18 protein-coding genes are annotated in these 19,433 nt (G+C 65.8%); 8 read left to right on the top strand and 10 right to left on the bottom strand.

Annotated elements, in window-relative coordinates; translation table 11 throughout:
• Positions 1–3: 3 nt before the first annotated feature.
• On the bottom strand, positions 4–837 hold the full coding sequence (gene fabI / locus ACQR0Z_RS14645) for an enoyl-ACP reductase FabI (RefSeq protein ID WP_434919053.1): 834 nt from the start codon (positions 835–837) through the stop codon (positions 4–6).
• A 219-nt stretch (positions 838–1,056) separates the two neighbouring features.
• Here fabI and ACQR0Z_RS14640 point away from each other — a divergent pair, with 219 nt between their 5' ends.
• Both ACQR0Z_RS14640 and ACQR0Z_RS14635 read left to right on the top strand, forming a co-directional pair.
• On the top strand, positions 1,057–1,545 hold the full coding sequence (locus tag ACQR0Z_RS14640) for a sigma-70 family RNA polymerase sigma factor (protein WP_434856908.1): 489 nt from the start codon (positions 1,057–1,059) through the stop codon (positions 1,543–1,545).
• 100 nt (positions 1,546–1,645) lie between these two features.
• Positions 1,646–2,419: an anti-sigma factor family protein gene (locus ACQR0Z_RS14635; RefSeq protein ID WP_434919052.1), complete on the top strand. Its 774-nt coding sequence runs from the start codon at positions 1,646–1,648 to the stop codon at positions 2,417–2,419.
• A gap of 649 nt (positions 2,420–3,068) precedes the next feature.
• Here the strand turns inward: ACQR0Z_RS14635 and ACQR0Z_RS14630 are convergent.
• On the bottom strand, positions 3,069–4,034 hold the full coding sequence (locus tag ACQR0Z_RS14630) for a DnaJ C-terminal domain-containing protein (protein ID WP_434856910.1): 966 nt from the start codon (positions 4,032–4,034) through the stop codon (positions 3,069–3,071).
• 112 nt (positions 4,035–4,146) lie between these two features.
• Positions 4,147–4,551, bottom strand: a complete 405-nt coding sequence (locus ACQR0Z_RS14625; protein ID WP_434919051.1) for an RT0821/Lpp0805 family surface protein — start codon at positions 4,549–4,551, stop codon at positions 4,147–4,149.
• A gap of 125 nt (positions 4,552–4,676) precedes the next feature.
• On the opposite strand from ACQR0Z_RS14625, the gene pdxH reads away from it, so the two are divergent.
• Positions 4,677–5,327, top strand: coding sequence for a pyridoxamine 5'-phosphate oxidase (gene pdxH, locus ACQR0Z_RS14620; RefSeq protein WP_434919050.1), 651 nt, complete (start codon positions 4,677–4,679; stop codon positions 5,325–5,327).
• Between the two features lie 132 nt (positions 5,328–5,459).
• Entirely contained in the window at positions 5,460–6,212 is a 753-nt protein-coding gene (locus ACQR0Z_RS14615; protein WP_434856913.1) for an SDR family NAD(P)-dependent oxidoreductase, read from the top strand.
• A 246-nt stretch (positions 6,213–6,458) separates the two neighbouring features.
• Here ACQR0Z_RS14615 and ACQR0Z_RS14610 read toward each other — a convergent pair whose 3' ends face one another.
• Both ACQR0Z_RS14610 and ACQR0Z_RS14605 read right to left on the bottom strand, forming a co-directional pair.
• Positions 6,459–6,695 carry a hypothetical protein gene (locus ACQR0Z_RS14610; protein WP_434856914.1) on the bottom strand — a complete coding sequence of 79 codons (237 nt, stop codon included), beginning with the start codon at positions 6,693–6,695 and terminating at the stop codon, positions 6,459–6,461.
• Positions 6,696–7,098: 403 nt separating this feature from the next.
• Positions 7,099–8,076, bottom strand: a complete 978-nt coding sequence (locus ACQR0Z_RS14605; RefSeq protein WP_434856915.1) for a magnesium transporter CorA family protein — start codon at positions 8,074–8,076, stop codon at positions 7,099–7,101.
• A 344-nt stretch (positions 8,077–8,420) separates the two neighbouring features.
• Here ACQR0Z_RS14605 and ACQR0Z_RS14600 point away from each other — a divergent pair, with 344 nt between their 5' ends.
• Positions 8,421–9,101, top strand: coding sequence for a L,D-transpeptidase (locus tag ACQR0Z_RS14600; protein WP_434856916.1), 681 nt, complete (start codon positions 8,421–8,423; stop codon positions 9,099–9,101).
• Positions 9,102–9,252: 151 nt separating this feature from the next.
• Here ACQR0Z_RS14600 and ACQR0Z_RS14595 read toward each other — a convergent pair whose 3' ends face one another.
• Positions 9,253–10,377, bottom strand: coding sequence for an extensin family protein (locus ACQR0Z_RS14595; RefSeq protein ID WP_434919049.1), 1,125 nt, complete (start codon positions 10,375–10,377; stop codon positions 9,253–9,255).
• Positions 10,378–10,503: 126 nt separating this feature from the next.
• Here ACQR0Z_RS14595 and ACQR0Z_RS14590 point away from each other — a divergent pair, with 126 nt between their 5' ends.
• Together ACQR0Z_RS14590 and ACQR0Z_RS14585 are read left to right on the top strand one after the other, a co-directional pair.
• Entirely contained in the window at positions 10,504–12,132 is a 1,629-nt protein-coding gene (locus ACQR0Z_RS14590; RefSeq protein WP_434919048.1) for a fatty-acid--CoA ligase, read from the top strand.
• A 232-nt stretch (positions 12,133–12,364) separates the two neighbouring features.
• Positions 12,365–13,225 (top strand): DUF1499 domain-containing protein, encoded by an 861-nt coding sequence (locus ACQR0Z_RS14585; RefSeq protein WP_434856919.1) that lies wholly within the window; start codon positions 12,365–12,367, stop codon positions 13,223–13,225.
• Positions 13,226–13,313: 88 nt separating this feature from the next.
• On the opposite strand, the gene ACQR0Z_RS14580 is transcribed toward ACQR0Z_RS14585, so the two are convergent.
• From ACQR0Z_RS14580 to ribB, 3 genes are all read right to left on the bottom strand, one after another.
• Entirely contained in the window at positions 13,314–14,231 is a 918-nt protein-coding gene (locus ACQR0Z_RS14580) for an MBL fold metallo-hydrolase (RefSeq protein WP_434856920.1), read from the bottom strand.
• A gap of 131 nt (positions 14,232–14,362) precedes the next feature.
• The gene (locus ACQR0Z_RS14575; protein ID WP_434919047.1) at positions 14,363–15,577 is read right to left on the bottom strand and encodes an acyl-CoA dehydrogenase; all 1,215 of its coding nucleotides are present in this window, start codon (positions 15,575–15,577) and stop codon (positions 14,363–14,365) included.
• Positions 15,578–15,641: 64 nt separating this feature from the next.
• Positions 15,642–16,718, bottom strand: coding sequence for a 3,4-dihydroxy-2-butanone-4-phosphate synthase (gene ribB / locus ACQR0Z_RS14570; protein WP_434878730.1), 1,077 nt, complete (start codon positions 16,716–16,718; stop codon positions 15,642–15,644).
• A gap of 179 nt (positions 16,719–16,897) precedes the next feature.
• On the opposite strand from ribB, the gene ACQR0Z_RS14565 reads away from it, so the two are divergent.
• The gene (locus ACQR0Z_RS14565) at positions 16,898–18,124 is read left to right on the top strand and encodes a PLP-dependent aminotransferase family protein (protein ID WP_434878731.1); all 1,227 of its coding nucleotides are present in this window, start codon (positions 16,898–16,900) and stop codon (positions 18,122–18,124) included.
• 9 nt (positions 18,125–18,133) lie between these two features.
• On the opposite strand, the gene ACQR0Z_RS14560 is transcribed toward ACQR0Z_RS14565, so the two are convergent.
• A complete protein-coding gene (locus tag ACQR0Z_RS14560; protein WP_434878732.1) occupies positions 18,134–19,414 on the bottom strand; it encodes an amidohydrolase family protein in 1,281 nt (426 codons plus the stop codon).
• Between the last annotated feature and the right edge of the window lie 19 nt (positions 19,415–19,433).

The raw sequence follows: 19,433 nt of genomic DNA, 5'->3' as shown, positions 1-19,433 counted from the left end.
ATGTTAGTCCTTGGCGCCGGCGGAGTTGCTGAGCGAAATGTCGGGCGCATCCGGCCGCTTCATGCCGACGACGTGGTAGCCGGAATCGACGTGGTGCACCTCGCCGGTGACGCCGCGCGACAGGTCGGACAGCAGATACAGCGCACTGTCGCCGACCTCGTCGATGGTCACGGTCCGCCGCAGCGGCGCGTTGTACTCGTTCCACTTCAGAATGTAGCGGAAATCGCCGATGCCCGACGCCGCCAGCGTCTTGATCGGACCGGCCGAGACCGCGTTGACGCGGATGTTCTTCTCGCCGAGATCGGCGGCGAGGTAGCGCACGCTGGCCTCCAGCGCAGCCTTGGCCACGCCCATCACGTTGTAATGCGGCATCCACTTCTCGGCGCCGTAATAGGTCAGCGTGATGATCGAGCCGCCGTCGGTCATCAGCTTCTCGGCGCGCTGCGCGATCGCCGTCAGCGAGTAGCAGCTGATCAGCATGCTCTTGGAAAAATTGTCCTGCGTGGTCTCGATGTAGCGGCCGTCGAGCTGGTCCTTGTCGGAGAAGGCGATGGCGTGGACGACGAAATCGATCTTGCCCCACTTCTCCTTGAGCACGTCGAACACGGCGTCGATCGTCGCGGGATCGGTCACGTCGCAATGGCCGAGTACGAGGCCGCCGAGCTCGGCGGCGAGCGGCTCCACACGCTTCTTCAGCGCGTCGCCCTGGTAGGTCAGCGCGATCTCGGCACCGGCGGCGCGGGCGGCCTTGGCGATGCCCCAGGCGATCGAGCGGTTGTTGGCCACGCCGAGGACGACCCCGCGCTTGCCCTGCATCAAACCTGAAATCTGCGCCATGCGGCTTCCCATCGAACTGATTATTAAGGACTGGACGTACACCACCGGTCTGGCCCGGTACAGCCCCATTCGCCCCGCTCTGTGGCAAACTCCGGGCAGGCTCGGCCGGCGCCGGAATAGGCGCGTCATCATGGTGTTATGGTCTGTGCAGGGCGCGGTTGCGGCCCCGGTTCCTGCCTGAACGTCGAACGTCCGCAAGGCAAGTCCGCAAGGCAATCCATGAACGCGTTCCGCCAGAGCGTCGAAGCCATGATTCCGGCACTACGTCGCTACGCCCGGGCGCTGACGCGCGACATCGACGCGGCCGACGAACTGGTTCAGGACACCCTGGTACGGGCGCTGCGCTCCGAACGACTGTTCCTGGGCGGCGATCTCCGCAGCTGGCTGTACACGATCCTGACCAACCTGAACAAGAACCGCCGGCGCTCACTGGCCCGGCGGCCGCACTTCATGCCGCTGCAGGACGACAATCCCGACGCCAGCGGCACCGAGGCCGAGGGCCGCGACATCGCACGCGCGCTCGCCACGCTGGTCGAGGAGCAGCGCGCCGTGCTGCTCCTGGTGGTGCTCGAAGGCATGAGCTACCGCGAGGTGGCGGACATTCAGGGCGTGCCGATCGGCACCGTGATGTCGCGCCTCGCGCGTGCCCGAGCCCATGTCCGCGCCGTGCTCGAAGGCGAGCGCCCGGCGCTGCGGAGGGTGAAATGACCGCTGAAATCACCGCACAAAAGCCGCGCGACCGCGTTCGCCTGCGAACCGCCGCGGCGGCCGCGCTTCTGGGCGGTCGCACGACTGCAACGAGATCACGATGATGACCGAGCCGACCATTCCCGTCACCGAAGACGAGCTGCACGCCTATGTCGACAACGAGCTGCCGGCGGAGCGCCGCAGCGACGTCGAGCGCTGGCTGGCCACGCATCCGGCGGACGCCGAACGGGTGGCCTCCTGGCGCGGCATGGCCGAGGCGCTGCATGCCCGCTACGATTCGGTCGTCAACGAGCCGGTGCCGCCGCGGCTCGATCTCGACCGCCTCGACCGGCGACCACGGCGCTGGATCATCGGGGCGATGGCGGCGAGTGTCGCAGCCTTTGCGGTCGGCGGCGCGGTCGGCTGGTTCGCGCGCGGGGCGGCGTCCTCGCCCGCTCTGCTGCAGAACCTTGCGGGCGAAGCACTGGATGCGCACCGGCTCTACGTGGTGGAAGTGCGCCATCCGGTCGAGGTTCCCGGCGACGAGAAGGCCCATCTGCAGCAATGGCTGACGCGCCGCTGCGGCCGCACCGTGCAGGCGCCGGAGCTGGAGGCCACCGGCTTGAAGCTGGTCGGCGGCCGGCTGCTGCCGGGCCCGAGCGGTCCCGCCTCGTTCCTGATGTACGAGAGCCCGTCCGGCGAACGCTTCACGATCTACGCAACCAAGGTCGGCATCGAGGCGGCCCAGATGCGCTACACGGCACAGGGCAACATGTCCGCGCTCGCCTGGGCGGAGCGCGGCGTCAGCTATGTCGTCAGCGGCAGCAGCGACCGGACTCGTCTCACCCAGGTTGCACGCCTTGTTTATGACCAGTCCGAACGGGCGGGCGGCTAGCGGCGGCGCCGTACCTGATCACCGCGGTGTTGTCGGCGGGAGCAATTTGTATGATCTTGTCAGGCGATTACCGAGATGATCGGGCCCGGTCACAGAGCGCGCGCGCACTCGCCTCAATTGGACACATGACACGCTGAAGTAGCAGCCCCAATTCCGTCACCGAAAATCTGGAATCGGGCCACTGCTGCGTCTCATTATCGCTCCGAAACTTCACGAAAAAATGAGGAGTGTTCGATCCGCCGATCGACACGGAAGCGGCCTCGACTGGGGTTTTGTACCGCGCTGGTCCCCCTTTCGAGGCCGCACTTTTTTCCGACGTCATCATCGCCGTCGCTGCCACATGGGCGCATCCGCCGCCCTGCCGGAAGCACACAACCTGCCCGTCCGATGGACTCGCGATCCGGGCTGCTCTCGTGCCATGCCCCTCGCCCGGATGGTTGCGCCATCCGACCTCTCCCCGCAAAGAGCGGGGAGAGTTGCACCGTCCGTGCTGAATGAGATTGCCCAAATCATTCGTTGGTGGGGGCCCCACCATGGACGTGACGCGGGGCGTCACCACGAGCACGCTGCGCTCCCTCTCCCCGTTCTTCACGGGGAGAGGGCTGGGGTGAGGGGCGGCCGCACGGGAGGTGCAGCTCTTCTACGACCGTTACGACAGATTGCTACGCGGATTGTAGGGGTGCTTGTCGCGCCACTTGGTCATCAGCGCCTCGAGCTCGGCGTCGTTGCCGTCGGGCAGCACGATCCGGGTGGTGATGAAGAGATCGCCCGCCGAGCCGTCAGCCTTCGGCAGGCCCTTGCCCTTCAGCCGGAAGGTCCGGCCGCTGGAGGTGTTCTTCGGGATCGAAAGCTCGACCGCGCTGCCGAGAGTCGGCGCGCGCACCTTGGCGCCCAGCACGGCCTCATACAGCGTGATAGGCAGATCGAGCCTGACGTCGCTGCCCTCGACCTTGAAGAACGGATGCGGCGCGATCTGGATCGTGATCAGGAGATCGCCGGGCCGATGACCCGGTGCGCTCTCGCCCTGCCCCTTCAGCCGGATCTGCTGGCCCGCGGTGACGCCGGCCGGAACCTTGACGTTGAGCTCCTTGCCCGACGGCAGGCGCACGCGCTTCTCGCCGCCCTTGACGGATTCCTCCAGCGACACCGACATCTGGACCTTCAGGTCCAGATCGACGCCGACACCGCCGCTGTCGAAATCGAACGGGCTGCCGCCGCCGCGCGCACCGCGAGCGCCGGCACCGCCGAACATGCTGTTCAGAATGTCCTCGAAGCCACCGCCGCCGCCGAAGCCGCCACCAGGGCCGCCGCCGCTCCGGAAGGTGTAATTCTCGAAGCCGCCGCCCGGACCGCCACGGCCGGCGCCGCCGCCCGGAAAGCCCTGGAAGCGCGGCTTGCCCTCGGCGTCGATCTCCCCGCGATCGAACTGCTTGCGCTTGTCCTCATCGCCCAGGATCTCGTTGGCCGAATTGATCTCGGCAAACCTGGCCGATGCCTTCGGGTCATCCTTGTTGCTGTCGGGATGATGCTTCTTGGCGAGCTTGCGATAGGCGCTCTTGATGGCCGCAGCGCTGGCGCTTCGCGGCACCCCCAAGACCTCATAGGGGTCGCGCATCCGTCACGTCTCCTTACAGAAAGTCAGATACTAACCTATGGGCTCCCCGCCCGCTTTGCATTTCATCTGGGGAGTCCGTTGTATTTTTGCAACGGGTTCTGGCGTGGTCCCGCTAGCTTTGCTGCCACGGTTTGAGCGTCTGGATGTCCCATCGCCCCCGCTCGATCCGGCAGGCCGAGCCCTGCAGCCACCGCTCGGTCTTGCCGTTGACATAGCTCGCCAGGAAATCCCGGCAAACGCGGCCCTTCTCACCGGTGTAGGACTGCGCGATCGGCGTCACCGAGCCGCGGGCGCCTGTCTGCGGATTCTGCCAGGGCTGGCTGGAATCCTTCGTCCCCTTGGTCAGCACATCCGACGCCGCGTTCCGGGCAAAGGCGAGATCGCCCTCGGTCGGCTCGCGCTCGGGCGGCGGGCTGATCGCGCCGGTGACCTCGGCGTCCTCCATCTTGGCGAACGCCGTATCGGGCCGCGACAGGCTGCAGCCGCTGCCGGACAGCCCGATTAGAATGAGTGTCAAAGCGGTGCCGGCATGACCGATCGCGGATAGGCCAAGCCGGACCGATGCCCTATATAGGACCGGACCAGACTCGACTTGCACGCGCTTGGCCGCGGGTGAACGCAAAACTCGGACTCCCCAAAGACATGACCGACCCCACGAGCATCAAACACCAGACAACCTTAACATCCGGTACATCGGCGGATTTCACCGAGGCCCGCGAGCCGTTTGCCCTGTTTGCCGCGTGGTTTGCCGAGGCCACCAAGAGCGAGCCGAACGATCCGAATGCGATGGCGCTGTCGACGGTCGACGACAGCGGCCTGCCGGACGTGCGCATGGTGCTGATGAAGGGCTATGACGAAGACGGCTTCGTCTTCTACAGCCACAAGGCCAGCCAGAAGGGCCAGGAGCTTGCCGCCAATCCGAAGGCTGCACTGCTCTTTCATTGGAAGTCGCTGCGCCGGCAGGTGCGCATCCGCGGACTGGTGACGCCGGTGACTGACGCGGAGGCGGATGCCTATTTCGCCACCCGGCCGAAACAGGCGCAGCTTGGCGCCTGGGCCAGCAAGCAGTCGCAGCCGCTGGAGAGCCGGTTCGCGTTCGAGCAGGCGATCGCCAAGGTCGCGACCCAATACATCATCGGCGACGTGCCGCGCCCGCCGGGCTGGAGCGGCTGGCGGATCACGCCGCTGCGGATGGAGTTCTGGCACGACCGGCCCTTCCGCCTGCACGATCGCATCGAATTCCGCCGCGAGGCCGGCGGCCAGCCGTGGTCCAAGGTGAGGATGTATCCGTAAGCGCGTTGCGACCGCGCCGCCTCGTCACGTCCGCCTCGACGCCAAGCTCGATCTCGGTGCGCAGGAATCGCGCACCGAACATGCAACCCATGTGGTAAGCTGATCCCCCAGGGATCGTGAGAGACCCAATCCATGCCGAACTCCACCAACCAGCCGCGGCGCACGATGCTGCTGACCGGCGCCAGTCGCGGCATCGGCCACGCGACGGTGATCCGCTTCTCGTCCGCGGGCTGGCGCGTGCTCACCTGCTCGCGGCATCCGTTTCCCGAGGAATGCCCGTGGGGAGCTGGCCCCGAGGACCACGTCCAGGTCGACCTCTCCGATCCGCAGGACACCCTGCGCGCGATCGACGAGATCAAGCAGCGCATCGATGGCGGCGAACTGCACGCACTGGTCAACAACGCCGCCATCTCGCCGAAGGGATCGGGCGGCGCGCGGCTCGGCACGGTCGACACCGACCTCGACACCTGGAATCACGTCTTCCGTGTCAACTTCTTCGCGCCGATCATGATGGCGCGCGGCCTGATCAAGGAGCTGAAGGCCGCCAAGGGGTCCGTCGTCAACGTCACCTCGATCGCCGGCTCGCGCGTGCATCCGTTCGCCGGCGCCGCCTATGCGACGTCGAAGGCCGCGCTCGCAGCGCTGACCCGCGAGATGGCCTCCGATTTCGGCCGCGTCGGCGTGCGCGTCAACTCGATCGCGCCGGGCGAGATCGACACCTCGATCCTGTCGCCGGGCACCGAGAAGATCGTGCAGGAGCAGATCCCGATGCAGCGTCTCGGCACGCCCGACGAGGTCGCCAAGATCATCTACGTGCTGTGCACGGAGACCAGCTCCTACGTGAACGGCGCCGAGATCCACATCAACGGCGGCCAGCACGTCTGACCAGATCGGCCGCGGGGCGCGCCGCTTCCTGGCGTGGTTCACGGCGGCTTGTTTCGCTCGACGATTCCAGGATGGATCCGCGAAGGCGCGATTAACGCCGCTGGCAAGCAGCGCCCGATCCGTCGGCGCCACAAACGAAAAGCGCTCCCATGAGGGAGCGCTCACCTTGTTTCTCATGTCGGTTCGTTCGCTCGGCAGGACCTGCCGGAGGGCCGGCTGGTCGAACGATCCGTTCAGCCTTTCCGTTCAGCCCTCGCACACCAGGCCGCGCAGGATCTGCGCGGCACGCCAGCGCAGGCGGTCGGTTTCGACGTTCAGGGCACTCGAGCAATCATCCTCGCGCTCGTCATCCTCCAGCTCGGCGCCGCAATAGCGGCAGGTGCGCGGGGACAACGCGTGAGCCACCACGATATCCGCGCGGCTGCGCTGGTAGTTGGCGAGCTCGATCACGTTGTTCGATGCCGTTATGCGTTTCTCAACCATTGCCGCCTCTTGGCCACCGGCGCGGATGAACGCGCCTCGAGCTCTGCCTTGCATGCCATGCGCGAATGCGCTGAGTTCATGTCATGCTCACGCTCAGACTTATCGCAGAGAAGTTTCGATCAAACGTTCAGTGTTCCCGTCAAATTTTACCTGAGGAATTGAGGCGGCTTTGCAGCGGCGTTGCAGCCGGCCTAACAACTCATTCCTGCTCCGCTTGCAGCGCGTGAGTTGTGACACCTGAAGTGCATAACGGCATACCGATTGCCGCGCGAATCAAACGACGCGGAGCGTTCATCCCGATCCTAACAAGGCGGCGTGAGTGAGGCGGCGCGCGATGCGGCAGCGACGAGATTCGTCATTTTGAAAAACAGAAACGTCGAGCTGCTCGCTGAACGCGACTGCGCTACAGCCACTTCTTGAGCTTGAAGATGTAGTACGGAACGATCGCGCAGATCAGCATCAGCACCAGCGCCATCGGATAGCCGTGCGCCCATTCGAGCTCTGGCATCATCTTGAAATTCATGCCGTAGATCGAGGCGATCAAGGTCGGCGGCATCAGCACGACGGCCATGACCGAGAACAGCTTGATGATGTTGTTCTGCTCGAGATTGACGACGCCGAGCATCGCGTCGAGCACGAAGGTGATCTTGCTGGCGAGATAGGACGCGTGATCCGTCAGCGACGCGACGTCGCGCTGCATGGTCTTGAGCTGCTCGCGCATGTCCTTCGACCACTTCACGCCCTCGACCACCGCCGACAGGAAGGTGACGAGGCGGCCGATCGAGACGAGGCTTTCGCGCACTTTTGAGGTCAGATCACCCTTGCGGCCGATCGCGATCAGGATCTGCGAATACTGCTTGGCGTGACCGTGGCGCTCGTTGTTGGGCTCGAAGATCTCGTGGCTGACCTGGTCGATGTCCGCCCCGACCTTCTCGAGGATGTCGGCGCAGCGGTCGATGACGGCGTCGAGCAGCTCCATCAGCACCATCTCGCCGGTGATGCCCGGCGCGCAGCTGCGGGCCAGCTTGGCCTCGACCACCGCGAACGGCCGCGGCTGATCGTAGCGGACCGTCACCAGGCGGTGACCGGACAGGATGAAGGTCACCGCTGTGGTCCTGGGCATGTCGGTGTCGGAGTGACACATCAGGGTGGCGGTCATGTAGCGGGCGCCGTTCTCGATGTAGAGACGGCTGGAGATCTCGATCTCCTGCATGTCTTCCCGCGTCGGCACCGCGATCCCGGCCAGTTGTTCGACCGCCCGATCCTCGGCATTGCTCGGATTCACCAGGTCGACCCAGACCGCATTGTCAGGCAAGGCCTGGAGATCGGCGACCGCCGCCTTCTTGAGCGAGGACTCGGAGGGGACGAACGCCGAGAACATGAACGAAACTCCGAATCGCGAAACGTGGTTGTCGGGGGCTTAGCGCCACGATGCTGCCGCCTTGTGACGCAGCTTTCCGGTTCGGTCCATCGGCTTTTCGCGCCGTCGCGCCGGACCGCGCCGCGTGGCGGAATGGGGCTTACAAACGTGCCATTCGGAGCACAGCTGTGGATGACCGGCCGAATTCTTGCGACAAAAAAGCAACAATCGCGGCGCTGCAGCGTGACTTGTGCGTGTATCGGCTGGAATCGAGATCGATTTTGACGATAATGGGACAACCGGAATCGCGATGAGGTGGTGTGGCCGCCGCGTCGCAACGTCAGCTATCAATTGGAACTGGTGAGATGTCGCTGAAGGTGAAACTCGGACTCCTGGCCGCCGGCCTGATGCTCTCGGGCTGCATGCAGGCCACGACCTATGAGGCGACCAATGCCCAGGCCTTCAAGCCGAAGGACAAGGAGCTGCTCGCCAAGATCCGCTACACCAACACGCCGGTGGCCGAGCCTTATCGTCGCGCGATCGTCGACTATCACCGCAAGGAAGCGCCGGGCTCGATCGTCGTCGATTCCGATGCCCACTACCTCTATTACGTGCTCGATAACGGCAAGGCGATCCGCTACGGCATCACCGTCGGCGAGGAAGCCATGGCCTGGTCGGGCATCGCCAAGGTCGGCGCCATGACCGAGTGGCCGGCCTGGCATCCGACCAAGAGCGAGATCGAGCGCCTGGGCGTGCCGACCTTCGTGGCGGCCGGTCCGGACAATCCGATGGGCTCGCGCGCGATGTACCTCTATGCCAACGGCAAGGACACGCTGTTCCGCATCCACGGCACCAACCAGCCGGAATATATCGGCGCCTCGATCTCCTCGGGCTGTATCCGCCTGACCAACGAGGACGCGATCGACCTGTACAACCGGGTCAAGGTCGGCACCATCGTCGTGGTGCTGGATCCGAAGAAGGGCGATTCGCCCTACAAGCCGCAGATGGCCCTGCAGGGCGGCGCCACCTACGCGGCGATGCAGTAAGCTCCGCCGAACACGCGATCAAAAGCCGAGAAACGCGTTTAGCATCCTTTTCAAAGGCGCCGGTCATCCGGCGCCTTTTTGTTTTGGAGCGTCGCTGATCGCGCCCGCAGTCCTCCCGTCACGCTTTCGACAGTCGAAGCCTGCACCGCGCTCAGGACCGACTCTTGTGCTTCTTCTTGCCGCCCTTGGAATGCACCGGCGGCGGTGTGGGCGCGGGCGCGACAGGCTCGGTCTCGTCAGCCTCGGCCGCATCGCCGGGCGCCGGCTCGGCCTTGTGCTTCTCCGCCTCCGCTGTCCCCGTTGATCCGGTTCGGGCCGGCGCTGTCCCGCCCTTTCCGGTCTCCTCGGTCTCGGCCGTCTCGCGCGGCGGCGCATCGTCGGGACGCGCGGCCGGCATGAAGGGTGCCACCTTCGGCAGGGGGTCGAGCACGTCCCACTGGCAGATGCGGTAATTGCTGCGGCGCTCAGCGAGATCGAGGTGGATGTGATCCTCGTGATACCAGTCGGAGTCCGGGCCCAGCACGGTGGCGAAATGCGTGCACACCGAATGCAGCACCGTCTCGCGCAGGTCGCGCGGCTGGGTGCGATCGGTGAGTTCGATCATGCGGCCGTCCGCCAGCTTGAAGCCGCGCACGTCGAGCGCATTGGCGCGGCCGTGCTCCGACATCTGCGCGCCGGCAACGTTGTTGCGGCCGCGGCACTGGTACGAATCATAGTTGTCGAGCGCGGCGATCGGGCTCCCCAGCCGGGCGGCGAGCGGGGCCAGATCGCTGCGGACCCAATTCGCCACGGCACTCGCCATCGTGCAGCGCATGGTCGCGGCCGGCGTCAGCGTCACGCGCCGCTTGTCCGGCAGCACCACCGCCTCGAGCCGGACCAGATCGTCGCCGCCACAGGCGCCGGGGCCCTTGATCGGCGGAATCGACGGCGCGATGGCGATCTCCTCGGTCAGCGCCACGCGGCAGGCGGAGGGCTGCGGCGGCGCCGGGGTCTTCGCCTCGCGGCTGGTCTCGCTCGGCTCCTTGCCGGGCTCTCGCGCATCCTTGTCGCCCTTGACCGAATCAGCCGGCGCATCGGCCTTGGTCCCGGCGCGCGCCGGCGCCGTCGCGGGCCGTGGCTGCGGCAGCGGTATGGTGGTCATCGCATGATCGCGTCGCGCTGCGTGGTCCGGCCCGGCATGGGCGTGCGGCGGGCCGGCGTCCCGGGAGCGCGCAGCAGCCGGACTGCCGGCCATGAGCCAGCTCAATGCGAGCGCTGCCGCGGCAGCGCTAACCATTGCCCCCGGCGCGACCTCGTGGCCGGCACAAGGCCATTTGCGCGCGCTGCGGCGCGCGCTAAAATTCACGAAACGGACCAAAAGACCCTCGCTGCCTAAAGCGAATACCACCGGAGGAACGACCTGATGCTTGGATTGATGCAAGACTGGCCCCTGCTTTGTCACCGGATCATCGAGCATGCGGCGACAATCCACGGCTCCCAGGAGGTCGTGACGCGTTCCGTCGAAGGCCCCATCGTTCGCACCACCTATCGGCAAATCCACGACCGCGCGCTCAAGGTGTCACAGAGACTGACGCGCGACGGCATCAAGCTCGGCGACCGCGTCGCCACCATCGCCTGGAACACCGGCCGCCATCTCGAGGTCTGGTACGGCATTATGGGAATCGGTGCGATCTGTCACACGGTCAATCCGCGCCTGTTCCCGGAGCAGATCGCCTGGATCGTCAACCATGCGCAGGACCGGATCGTCATCACCGACCTGACCTTCGTGCCGCTGCTGGAAAAGCTCGCCGACAAGCTGCCGAGCGTCGAGCGCTACGTGGTGCTCACCGACGCCGCGCACATGCCGGAGACGACGCTGAAGAACGCGGTCGCCTATGAGTCGTGGATCGGCGAGGCCGACGGCGATTTCAGGTGGGGCAGCTTCGACGAGAACACCGCGGCCGCGATGTGCTACACGTCCGGCACCACCGGCGACCCGAAGGGCGTGCTGTATTCGCATCGGTCCAACGTGTTGCATGCGTTGATGGCCAATTCCCGGGATTCGCTCGGCACCTCTGCCGCAGATACAATGCTTCCGGTGGTTCCGCTGTTCCATGCCAACAGCTGGGGCATCGCATTCTCCGCGCCCTCGATGGGCACCAAGCTGGTGATGCCCGGGCCGAAGCTCGACGGTGCGTCCGTCTACGAGCTGCTCGACACCGAGAAGGTGACCTACACCGCCGGCGTGCCGACGGTGTGGCTGATGCTGCTGCAGCACATGCAGGCGCACAAGCTCACGCTGCCGCATCTGAAGATGGTGGTGTGCGGCGGCTCAGCGATGCCGCGCTCGATGATCCAGGCCTTCCTCGACATGGGCATCGGCGTGCGTCACGCCTGGGGCATGACCGAGATGAGCCCGATCGGCACGCTCGCCACGTTGAAGCCGCCGTTCCTCGATGCCGCGGGTGACGCCAAGCTCGACATCCTGCAGACCCAGGGCTTCCCGCCGTTCGGCGTCGAGATGAAGATCACCGACGATGCCGGCGGTGAGCTGCCGTGGGACGGCAAGACCTTCGGCCGGCTCAAGGTGTCCGGTCCAGCGGTGTCGAAGGCCTACTACAAGGTCGACACCAACATCCTCGACGGCGAAGGCTTCTTCGACACCGGCGACGTCGCGACCATCGACGCCCATGGCTTCATGCGCATCACCGACCGCTCCAAGGACGTCATCAAGTCCGGCGGCGAGTGGATCTCCTCGATCGACCTGGAGAATCTCGCAGTCGGCCATCCGGCCGTGGCGGAAGCCGCGGTGATCGGCGTCTACCATCCGAAATGGGACGAGCGGCCGCTTCTGATCGTGCAGCTCAAGCAGGGCCAGACCGCGACGCGCGAGGACATCCTGAAATACATGGAAGGCAAGATCGCGAAGTGGTGGATGCCCGATGACGTCGCCTTCGTCGACGGCATCCCGCACACCGCGACCGGCAAGATCCTGAAGACGGCGCTGCGCGACCAGTTCAAGGCGTATCGCTTCCCGAACGCAGCCGCCTGAGGCCCTGCGCCGGACGTAACACCAACGGCCCCTCCAGAAATGGCGGGGCCGTTTTCCATTCGGCCGATCCCTCGGCCGCGATCAGGTGGGAGGTCGCGCCTCTGGGATGTGCCGGGACGTTCATGAAGCTCAAGGGTGCTGGCAAAGCCCTTGAATTTGCGCCATCCCCATGGTCTCAAGAGATGGCGGCGGCGATCGACGCCGATGGCCCAACCCGGCAGTTCCTGACACGATGGCCCGCAGGTTTCACGCCCCCTATCTGTCGGAGCCGACCTCCAGCCTCGCGACCTGGACCCGCAATCTGGCGGTGTTCTCCGTCGTCGCCGTGCTGGTCTCCATCCTGATCCTGCGCTTCGACTTTCTCGAGATGAAGCCGGCGTTGGCGACGTTCTTCGGCGCGCTGGGCCTTGCCGTGCTGTCGATCCTGCTTGGGCTGGCCGCCTTCGTCGCGATCTGGCGCAACGGCAGCCGCGGCATGAGCCGGGTGCTGCTCGCGTTTCTGATCGATGCCGTGGTGCTGGCCTATCCGGCCTATCTCGCGCTCCAATACCGCAAGCTGCCGAAGATCTACGACATCACCACCGACCCGATCGATCCGCCGCGCTTCGAGGCGCTGGCGCCGTTGCGCAACGGCGACGGCACCAACACGGCGGTCTATGCCGGGCTGTATTCGGCCGAGCAGCAGCAGAAGTTCTATCCCGACATCGAGCCGGTGCAGATCGAGCTGCCGCCGGATCGCGCCTATGCGATCGCGCTGAAGCTGGTCAATCGCCGCAAATGGTTCGTGGTCGACGAGCGCGCGCCGCAGCCGCCACGCCGGGTCGGCCGCATCGAGGCCGTCGCCCGCACGCCGATCATGGGCTTCCGCGAGGACATCTCGATCCGGATCCAGCCGGACGGCGAGGACTCCCGCATCGATGTCCGCTCCGCCTCGCGCTATTTCGAGTCCGACATTGGCAGCAACGCCGCGCGCGTGACCAAGCTGATCGAGGATCTCTCGAATGCCGGCGAGGCCGAGGCCCAGAAGCCGGTGAAGAAGGTGACGCCGCCGCCGGTGGCGGCAAAGGGCAATGCCAAGACGGTGAAGAAGTGAAATGGGCGAATGGGGAGTAGCGAAATAGGGACTGACGCGCGATTCGATCGCCCCTCTTCCCTCATCGCTACTCCCTATTCGCCATTCGCTACTTCATCCGATACGTCCCCCCGATCACCGGATCTCCCTCCGTCGCGACCACGCCGCGAGCGACCAAGTCTTCGAGATGCGCCAGCACGGAATAGCCGGCGGCCGTGGTGAGCCGCGGGTCGATGCCGATATAGATCGCGCGGACCATGGTGGGGATGTCGGCCTCGCCCTTGGCGAGGCGATGCAAAATCGACGCCTCCCGCGCCTGGCGGTGGCGCATCAGGAAGCGCGTGTAGCGCGGGCCTTCGGGGATCTCGGGGCCGTGGCCTGAGAAGTACAATTCCTCGGGCCTTGCCGCGAGCCGCTCCAGCGAGGCCATGTAGTCGACCATCGAGCCGTCAGGCGGCGCGACAATCGAGGTCGCCCAGCCCATCACGTGATCGCCGACAAAGGTCGTGCTGCGCTCGCCCCAGGCGAAGGCGAGATGGTTCGCGGTATGGCCCGGGGTCGCCACCGCTTCGAGCTGCCAGCCCTGCCCTTCGATGACGTCGCCATCCGCCACGGTCACGTCGGGCGCGAATTCGCGATCGACGCCGGACTCCGGGCTGTGCTTCTCGCTCTCATACCGCGGCCGCGAGGCGCGATGCGGGCCCTCGGCGTACACCGTCGCGCCGGTTGCGGCCTTGAGGCGCCCAGTGTTCGGCGAGTGGTCGCGATGCGTATGGGTGACGATGATATGCGTCACCGTCTCACCCCTGACAGCGTCGAGCAGCGCCTGCGCATGCGCCTCGTTGTCCGGGCCGGGATCGATGATCGCGACGTTCCCGGTGCCTACGATGTAGCTGACCGTGCCGGTGAAGGTGAACGGGCTCGGATTGTTGCAGAGGACGCGGCGAATGCCAGGACGCACCTCATCGACGACGCCCGCGACGAGCGGGAAGTTGCGGTTGAACGGAACGTCGTCATTGTCGGCCATGGCGTGCTCGTCGCTTGGTTACTCCATCATGCCCGGGCTTGACCCGGGCATCCACGCTTTCGTGCCCCGCTAAGACGTGGATAGCCGGGACGAGCCCGGCCATGACGACAGCTTACAGCGCTCCGTCCTAATCAGAAGAACGCCTGAATGCCGGTGATCGCGCGTCCCAGGATCAGGGCGTGCACGTCGTGCGTGCCCTCATAGGTGTTGACCGTCTCGAGGTTGGCGGCGTGGCGCATCACCTGATACTCGATCTGGATGCCGTTGCCGCCGTGCATGTCGCGGGACACGCGGGCGATGTCGAGCGCCTTGCCGCAATTGTTGCGCTTGACGATCGAGATCATCTCCGGCGCCATCTTGCCCTCGTCCATCAGCCGGCCGACGCGCAGGCTCGCCTGCAGGCCGAGCGCGATCTCGGTCTCCATATCGGCGAGCTTCTTCTGCACCAGCTGGGTGGCGGCGAGCGGACGGCCGAACTGCTTGCGGTCCAACGTGTACTGGCGGGCGCGATGCATGCAGTCCTCGGCGGCGCCGAGCACGCCCCAGGAGATGCCGTAGCGGGCGCGGTTGAGGCAGCCGAACGGGCCCTTGAGGCCGGACACGTTGGGCAGCAGCGCATCTTCCGGCACCACGACGCCATCCATCACGACCTCGCCGGTGATCGAGGCGCGCAGCGAGAGCTTGCCGCCGATCTTTGGCGCCGACAGGCCCTTCATGCCCTTCTCGAGGATGAAGCCGCGGATCTGGTTGTCATGCGCGGCCGACTTGGCCCACACCACGAACACGTCGGCGATCGGCGCGTTCGAGATCCACATCTTGCTGCCGGTCAGGCGATAGCCGTCGGCGACCTTTTCCGCGCGGGTCTTCATGCCCGCGGGATCAGAGCCGGCGTCCGGCTCGGTCAGGCCGAAGCAGCCGACCCATTCTCCGCTGGCGAGCTTCGGGAGATATTTCTTGCGCTGGTTCTCGTCGCCATAGGCATAGATCGGATACATCACCAGCGACGACTGCACCGAGTTCATCGAGCGGTAGCCGGAATCGACGCGCTCGATTTCGCGCGCGACGAGGCCATAGGCGACGTAGCTCGCATTGGCGCAGCCATATTCCTCCGGCAGCGTGATGCCGATCAGGCCGAGCTCGCCCATCTCGTTGAAGATCTCGCGATCGGTCTTCTCTTCGAGATAGGCCTTGGTCACGCGCGGCAGCAGCTTGTCCTGGGCATAGGCGCGCGCGGTGTCACGTACCATGCGCTCGTCTTCGGTCAGTTGCTCGTCCAGCAGGAAGGGATCGTCCCACTGGAAGCTCGACTGGGCCGGCTTGTCCTTTGCCTGAGGGCGCGCGCTCATGAATGGTCCTTTCGCGTCTTGCTGCGCACGGGTCGCAGCGGTTGAGAGGTTAAATCCTGGAAGTTCAGCCTTCAAGCCGCTCATTCGCGACGATCTCGATGCCGAAACCCGACAGGCCCTTGTAGTCATGGGCCGACGAGGTCAGGTTCCGGATCGACGTCACGCCGAGATCGCGCAGGATCTGCGCGCCGACGCCGACCTCGCGCCACTGACGATGGCGATCGGCCTCCGCGGTATGCGGCTCCGTGACGGGCTCGACCGGAACACCGGCCGCACCGTCACGCAGGTAGATCAGCACGCCGCGACCGGCCTGCTTGAAGTGCTGCAGCACCGCTTGAATACGCTGCGGACCCGCGATCAGATCCTTCACGATGTTGGGCTTGTGCAAGCGCGTCAGCACGTTCCTGCCGTCGCCGATGCCGTTGTAGACGAAGGCGGCGTGGGTGATCGGATCGAACGGCGAGCGATAGGCAAAGCCCTGCAGCGGCCCGATCGGGCTCTCGGTCGTGAACGTCGAGACGCGCTCGATCAGCTTCTCGCGCGCCTGCCGGTAGGAGATCAGATCGGCGATCGTGACGTGCTTGAGATTGTGAGCGGCGGCGAAGCGGACGACCTGCTCGCCCTTCATCACGGTGCCGTCGTCGTTCATCAACTCCGAGATGACGCCGACCGGCGGCAACCCCGAGAGCTTGCAGAGATCGACCGCCGCCTCGGTATGGCCCGAGCGCAGCAGCACGCCGCCGTCGCGCGCGATCAGCGGGAAGATGTGGCCGGGGCGCGCGAAATCATTGGCGCCGGCATTGGGATTGGCGAGCGCGCGGCAGCAGGACGCGCGCTCCTCGGCGGAGATGCCGGTGCCGCCGTCCGGCTTGTAATCGATCGAGACCGTGAACGCCGTGGTGTGGTTGGAATCGTTGTGCGCGACCATCGGATCGAGCCGCAGCCGTCGCGCGTCATCGGCCGTGATCGGCGCGCAGACGATGCCGGAGGTGTGGCGGATGATGAACGCCATCTTGTCGGGCGTGCACAGCGAGGCCGCGACGATCAGATCGCCCTCGCCCTCGCGATCGTCATCGTCGGTCACGACGACCATCTCGCCCTTGGCGAAGGCGTGCAGAACTTCCTGGATCGAGTCGGCCATTGCAAAGTCTCGCTGCTTTTTCCGGGGGCTGCTTTAACCGGGATCGCAGGCGCGCGCCAGAGCAGCGGAACCGCCGCTCGAAGGTCGCCTTCCCCGGGAAAAGAACTTGCCCTGCCGGGACAAGCACCCTGGTATCTGTTTAAAGTCGCGCCAATTCGAGAACAAGGGAGCCGCGCCTCATGGCCGCATTCGATTTTGCACCGCTCCTGGCGGCAGGCCTGCCGGCGCCGGCCGCACGCTGGACGGGGCTGGCCAAGTACAGCTTCGTCGGCGGCAACAATGACGCCGATGCTGTCCCTGTGGAAGGCTTGCGCGCAGCCGCCGATGCCGTGCTCGCCCGCGAGGGCCGCTCACTCGCCACCTATGGCCTCGCGCATGGGCCGCAAGGCTACCGGCCGCTGCGCGATTTCCTGGCCGCCAAGCTGACGCGCGATGCCGGCATGTCGGCCCGTGCTGATGACATCATGATCCTCTCGGGCTCGCTGCAGGGACTGGATCTCGTCAACCAGGCGCTGCTGGCGCCGGGCGACACCGTGCTCGTCGAGCAGGACAATTACCAGGGCACGCTGACGCGGCTGGCGCGGATCGGTGCCAAGCCGATCGGCATCCCGCTCGACCGGGACGGCATGCGAACGGACGTGCTGGCGACGGTCCTGGCCGATCTCAAGGATCGCGGCATCCGGCCGAAATACATTTATACCATTCCGACGGTGCAGAACCCGACCGGCACCATCATGCCGGAGAACCGGCGCGCCGAGCTGCTGTGGCTGTCACGCGCCTATGGCGTGCCGGTGTTCGAGGACGACTGCTATGCCGACCTGATCTGGGACGGTCAGCGGCCGCGCGCGATCCATGGCATGTCGGATCATGGTGGCGTGATCCATCTCGGTTCGTTCTCCAAATCGGTCGCTCCCGCGCTCCGCGTCGGCTTCCTGGTCGCGCCGTGGGAAATCATGTCGGTGCTGCTCGCGCTGAAGACCGACGCCGGCTCGGGCGCGCTGGAGCAGATGGTGCTGGCGGAATATTGCAAACAGCACTTCACAACGCATGTCCCGCAACTCGTGCGCGGGCTGCGCGCCAAGCTCGACACGCTCATGGAGGCGCTCAACGCCGAGTTCGGCACATCAGCCGAGTTCGAGGCGCCGAAGGGCGGCATCTTCCTCTGGGTCAAGCTGCCGGACCAGGTCGATGCGATGAAGCTGTCGCAGGCCGCGCTGAAGCGCGGCGTGTCGATCAATCCGGGACCGGAATGGTCGACCGACGCCGCGCATGCACGGAGCCGGCTGCGGCTCTGCTTCGCCAGCCCCTCACATCAGGAGATCCGCGAGGGCATCGCCGTATTGGCCGAGGTCTGCCATCAGGAATTCGGCGTGCCCACGCGGTCGGCCAATGTAGAGCGCGGCTGAGCGCACTGGTCACCGCACCGAGAACGGCGACTGGTACGGCCGCCCGAACGGCACACCGTTGACCACGGTCTGCACCGGCTTCAGTTGCAGCTTACCGTCACGCTTGTTGCCGCGCGTGTCGACGAAGGTGACAGGGCCTTCGACCAGATCGACGATCGCAAGGTCCGCCGGGGCGCCGACTTGCAAGGTGCCGAGCTTGGGCGTCCGGCCGATGATCTTGGCCGGCGCCGAGGTCGCCATGCTGACCACCTGCTCCAGCGAGAAGCCCATCGCCAGGAACTTGCCCATGACGTTGGGCAGGAACGGCATGCCCGGCGTGTTGCCGGAGAAGACGTGGATGTCGGAGGAGATCGTGTCCGGGGCGCAGCCGCCGGGGATCGCGACCTCCGCCACCGTGTAGTCGAAGCTGCCGCCGCCATGGCCGACGTCGAACAGCACGCCGCGCTGCTTGGCTGCGAGCGCCGCCGGCAACAGCTTGCCGCCCTGCACGATGTTGGTGAAGGCGCCGCCGATATTCGGAGCGCCGGAATAGGCGTGAGTGAGGACATCGCCGGGCCGGAGCAGATCGAGAATCTGCGACATCAGCTCGGCGGTTTCGACGCCGCCGATATGCACCATCATCCGCGCCGGCCAGCCGCACAGCTCGCAGGCCTTGATGCCGCGCTTCAACGGCTCGAGACCATGCTTGAAGATCACGTTCTCCGACATCCGCACCTTCACGCCGAGCAGGAAGTCCGGGTTCTCGGCCAGCGCCATCGCGCAGGCATCCACCTGCGCATTATCAATGTTGTAGAGCTCCGCCACCGGAAATGCCGACAGACCGTTGTTGGCGATGTGGACGAAGGCATAGATGCGGGCCCGCGACTGGGCCACGATGAAGCGACGCAGCGCAGCGATATTGTTCACGCCGGCATCACCGGCAGAGACGACCGTCGTGGTCCCCTGGAATTGCACCAATTCGTCCGGCGGAATCCCGATGGCCGAACCATAGGGATAGACGTGGCTGTGAAGGTCGATCAGTCCCGGCATCACCAGCCGGCCGGCGGCGTCGATCGACCGCAGTGCACGCTCGGCCGGTATGTCGGTCTCGATCGCCTCGACGACGCCCCAGCGAATGCCAATGTCGCGCTTGCCCCGCAGCGACTGGCTGGGATCGATGACGTCGCCGCCCTTGATCACCAGGTCGAACTTGTCGGCGGGCCCCATCGCGGCATGAGCCGGACCTGATACGGCGGCCAACGCGGCCGCTCCGGACGACAACAGGAATTTGCGGCGCGACAACGCTGGCATGATCAGCCTCCCCCATGTC

Source organism: Bradyrhizobium sp. HKCCYLS3077 (genome assembly GCF_051167555.1).
In the GTDB taxonomy this organism is placed as follows: domain Bacteria; phylum Pseudomonadota; class Alphaproteobacteria; order Rhizobiales; family Xanthobacteraceae; genus Bradyrhizobium.
This window is presented reverse-complemented; position numbering and strand designations above follow the sequence as displayed.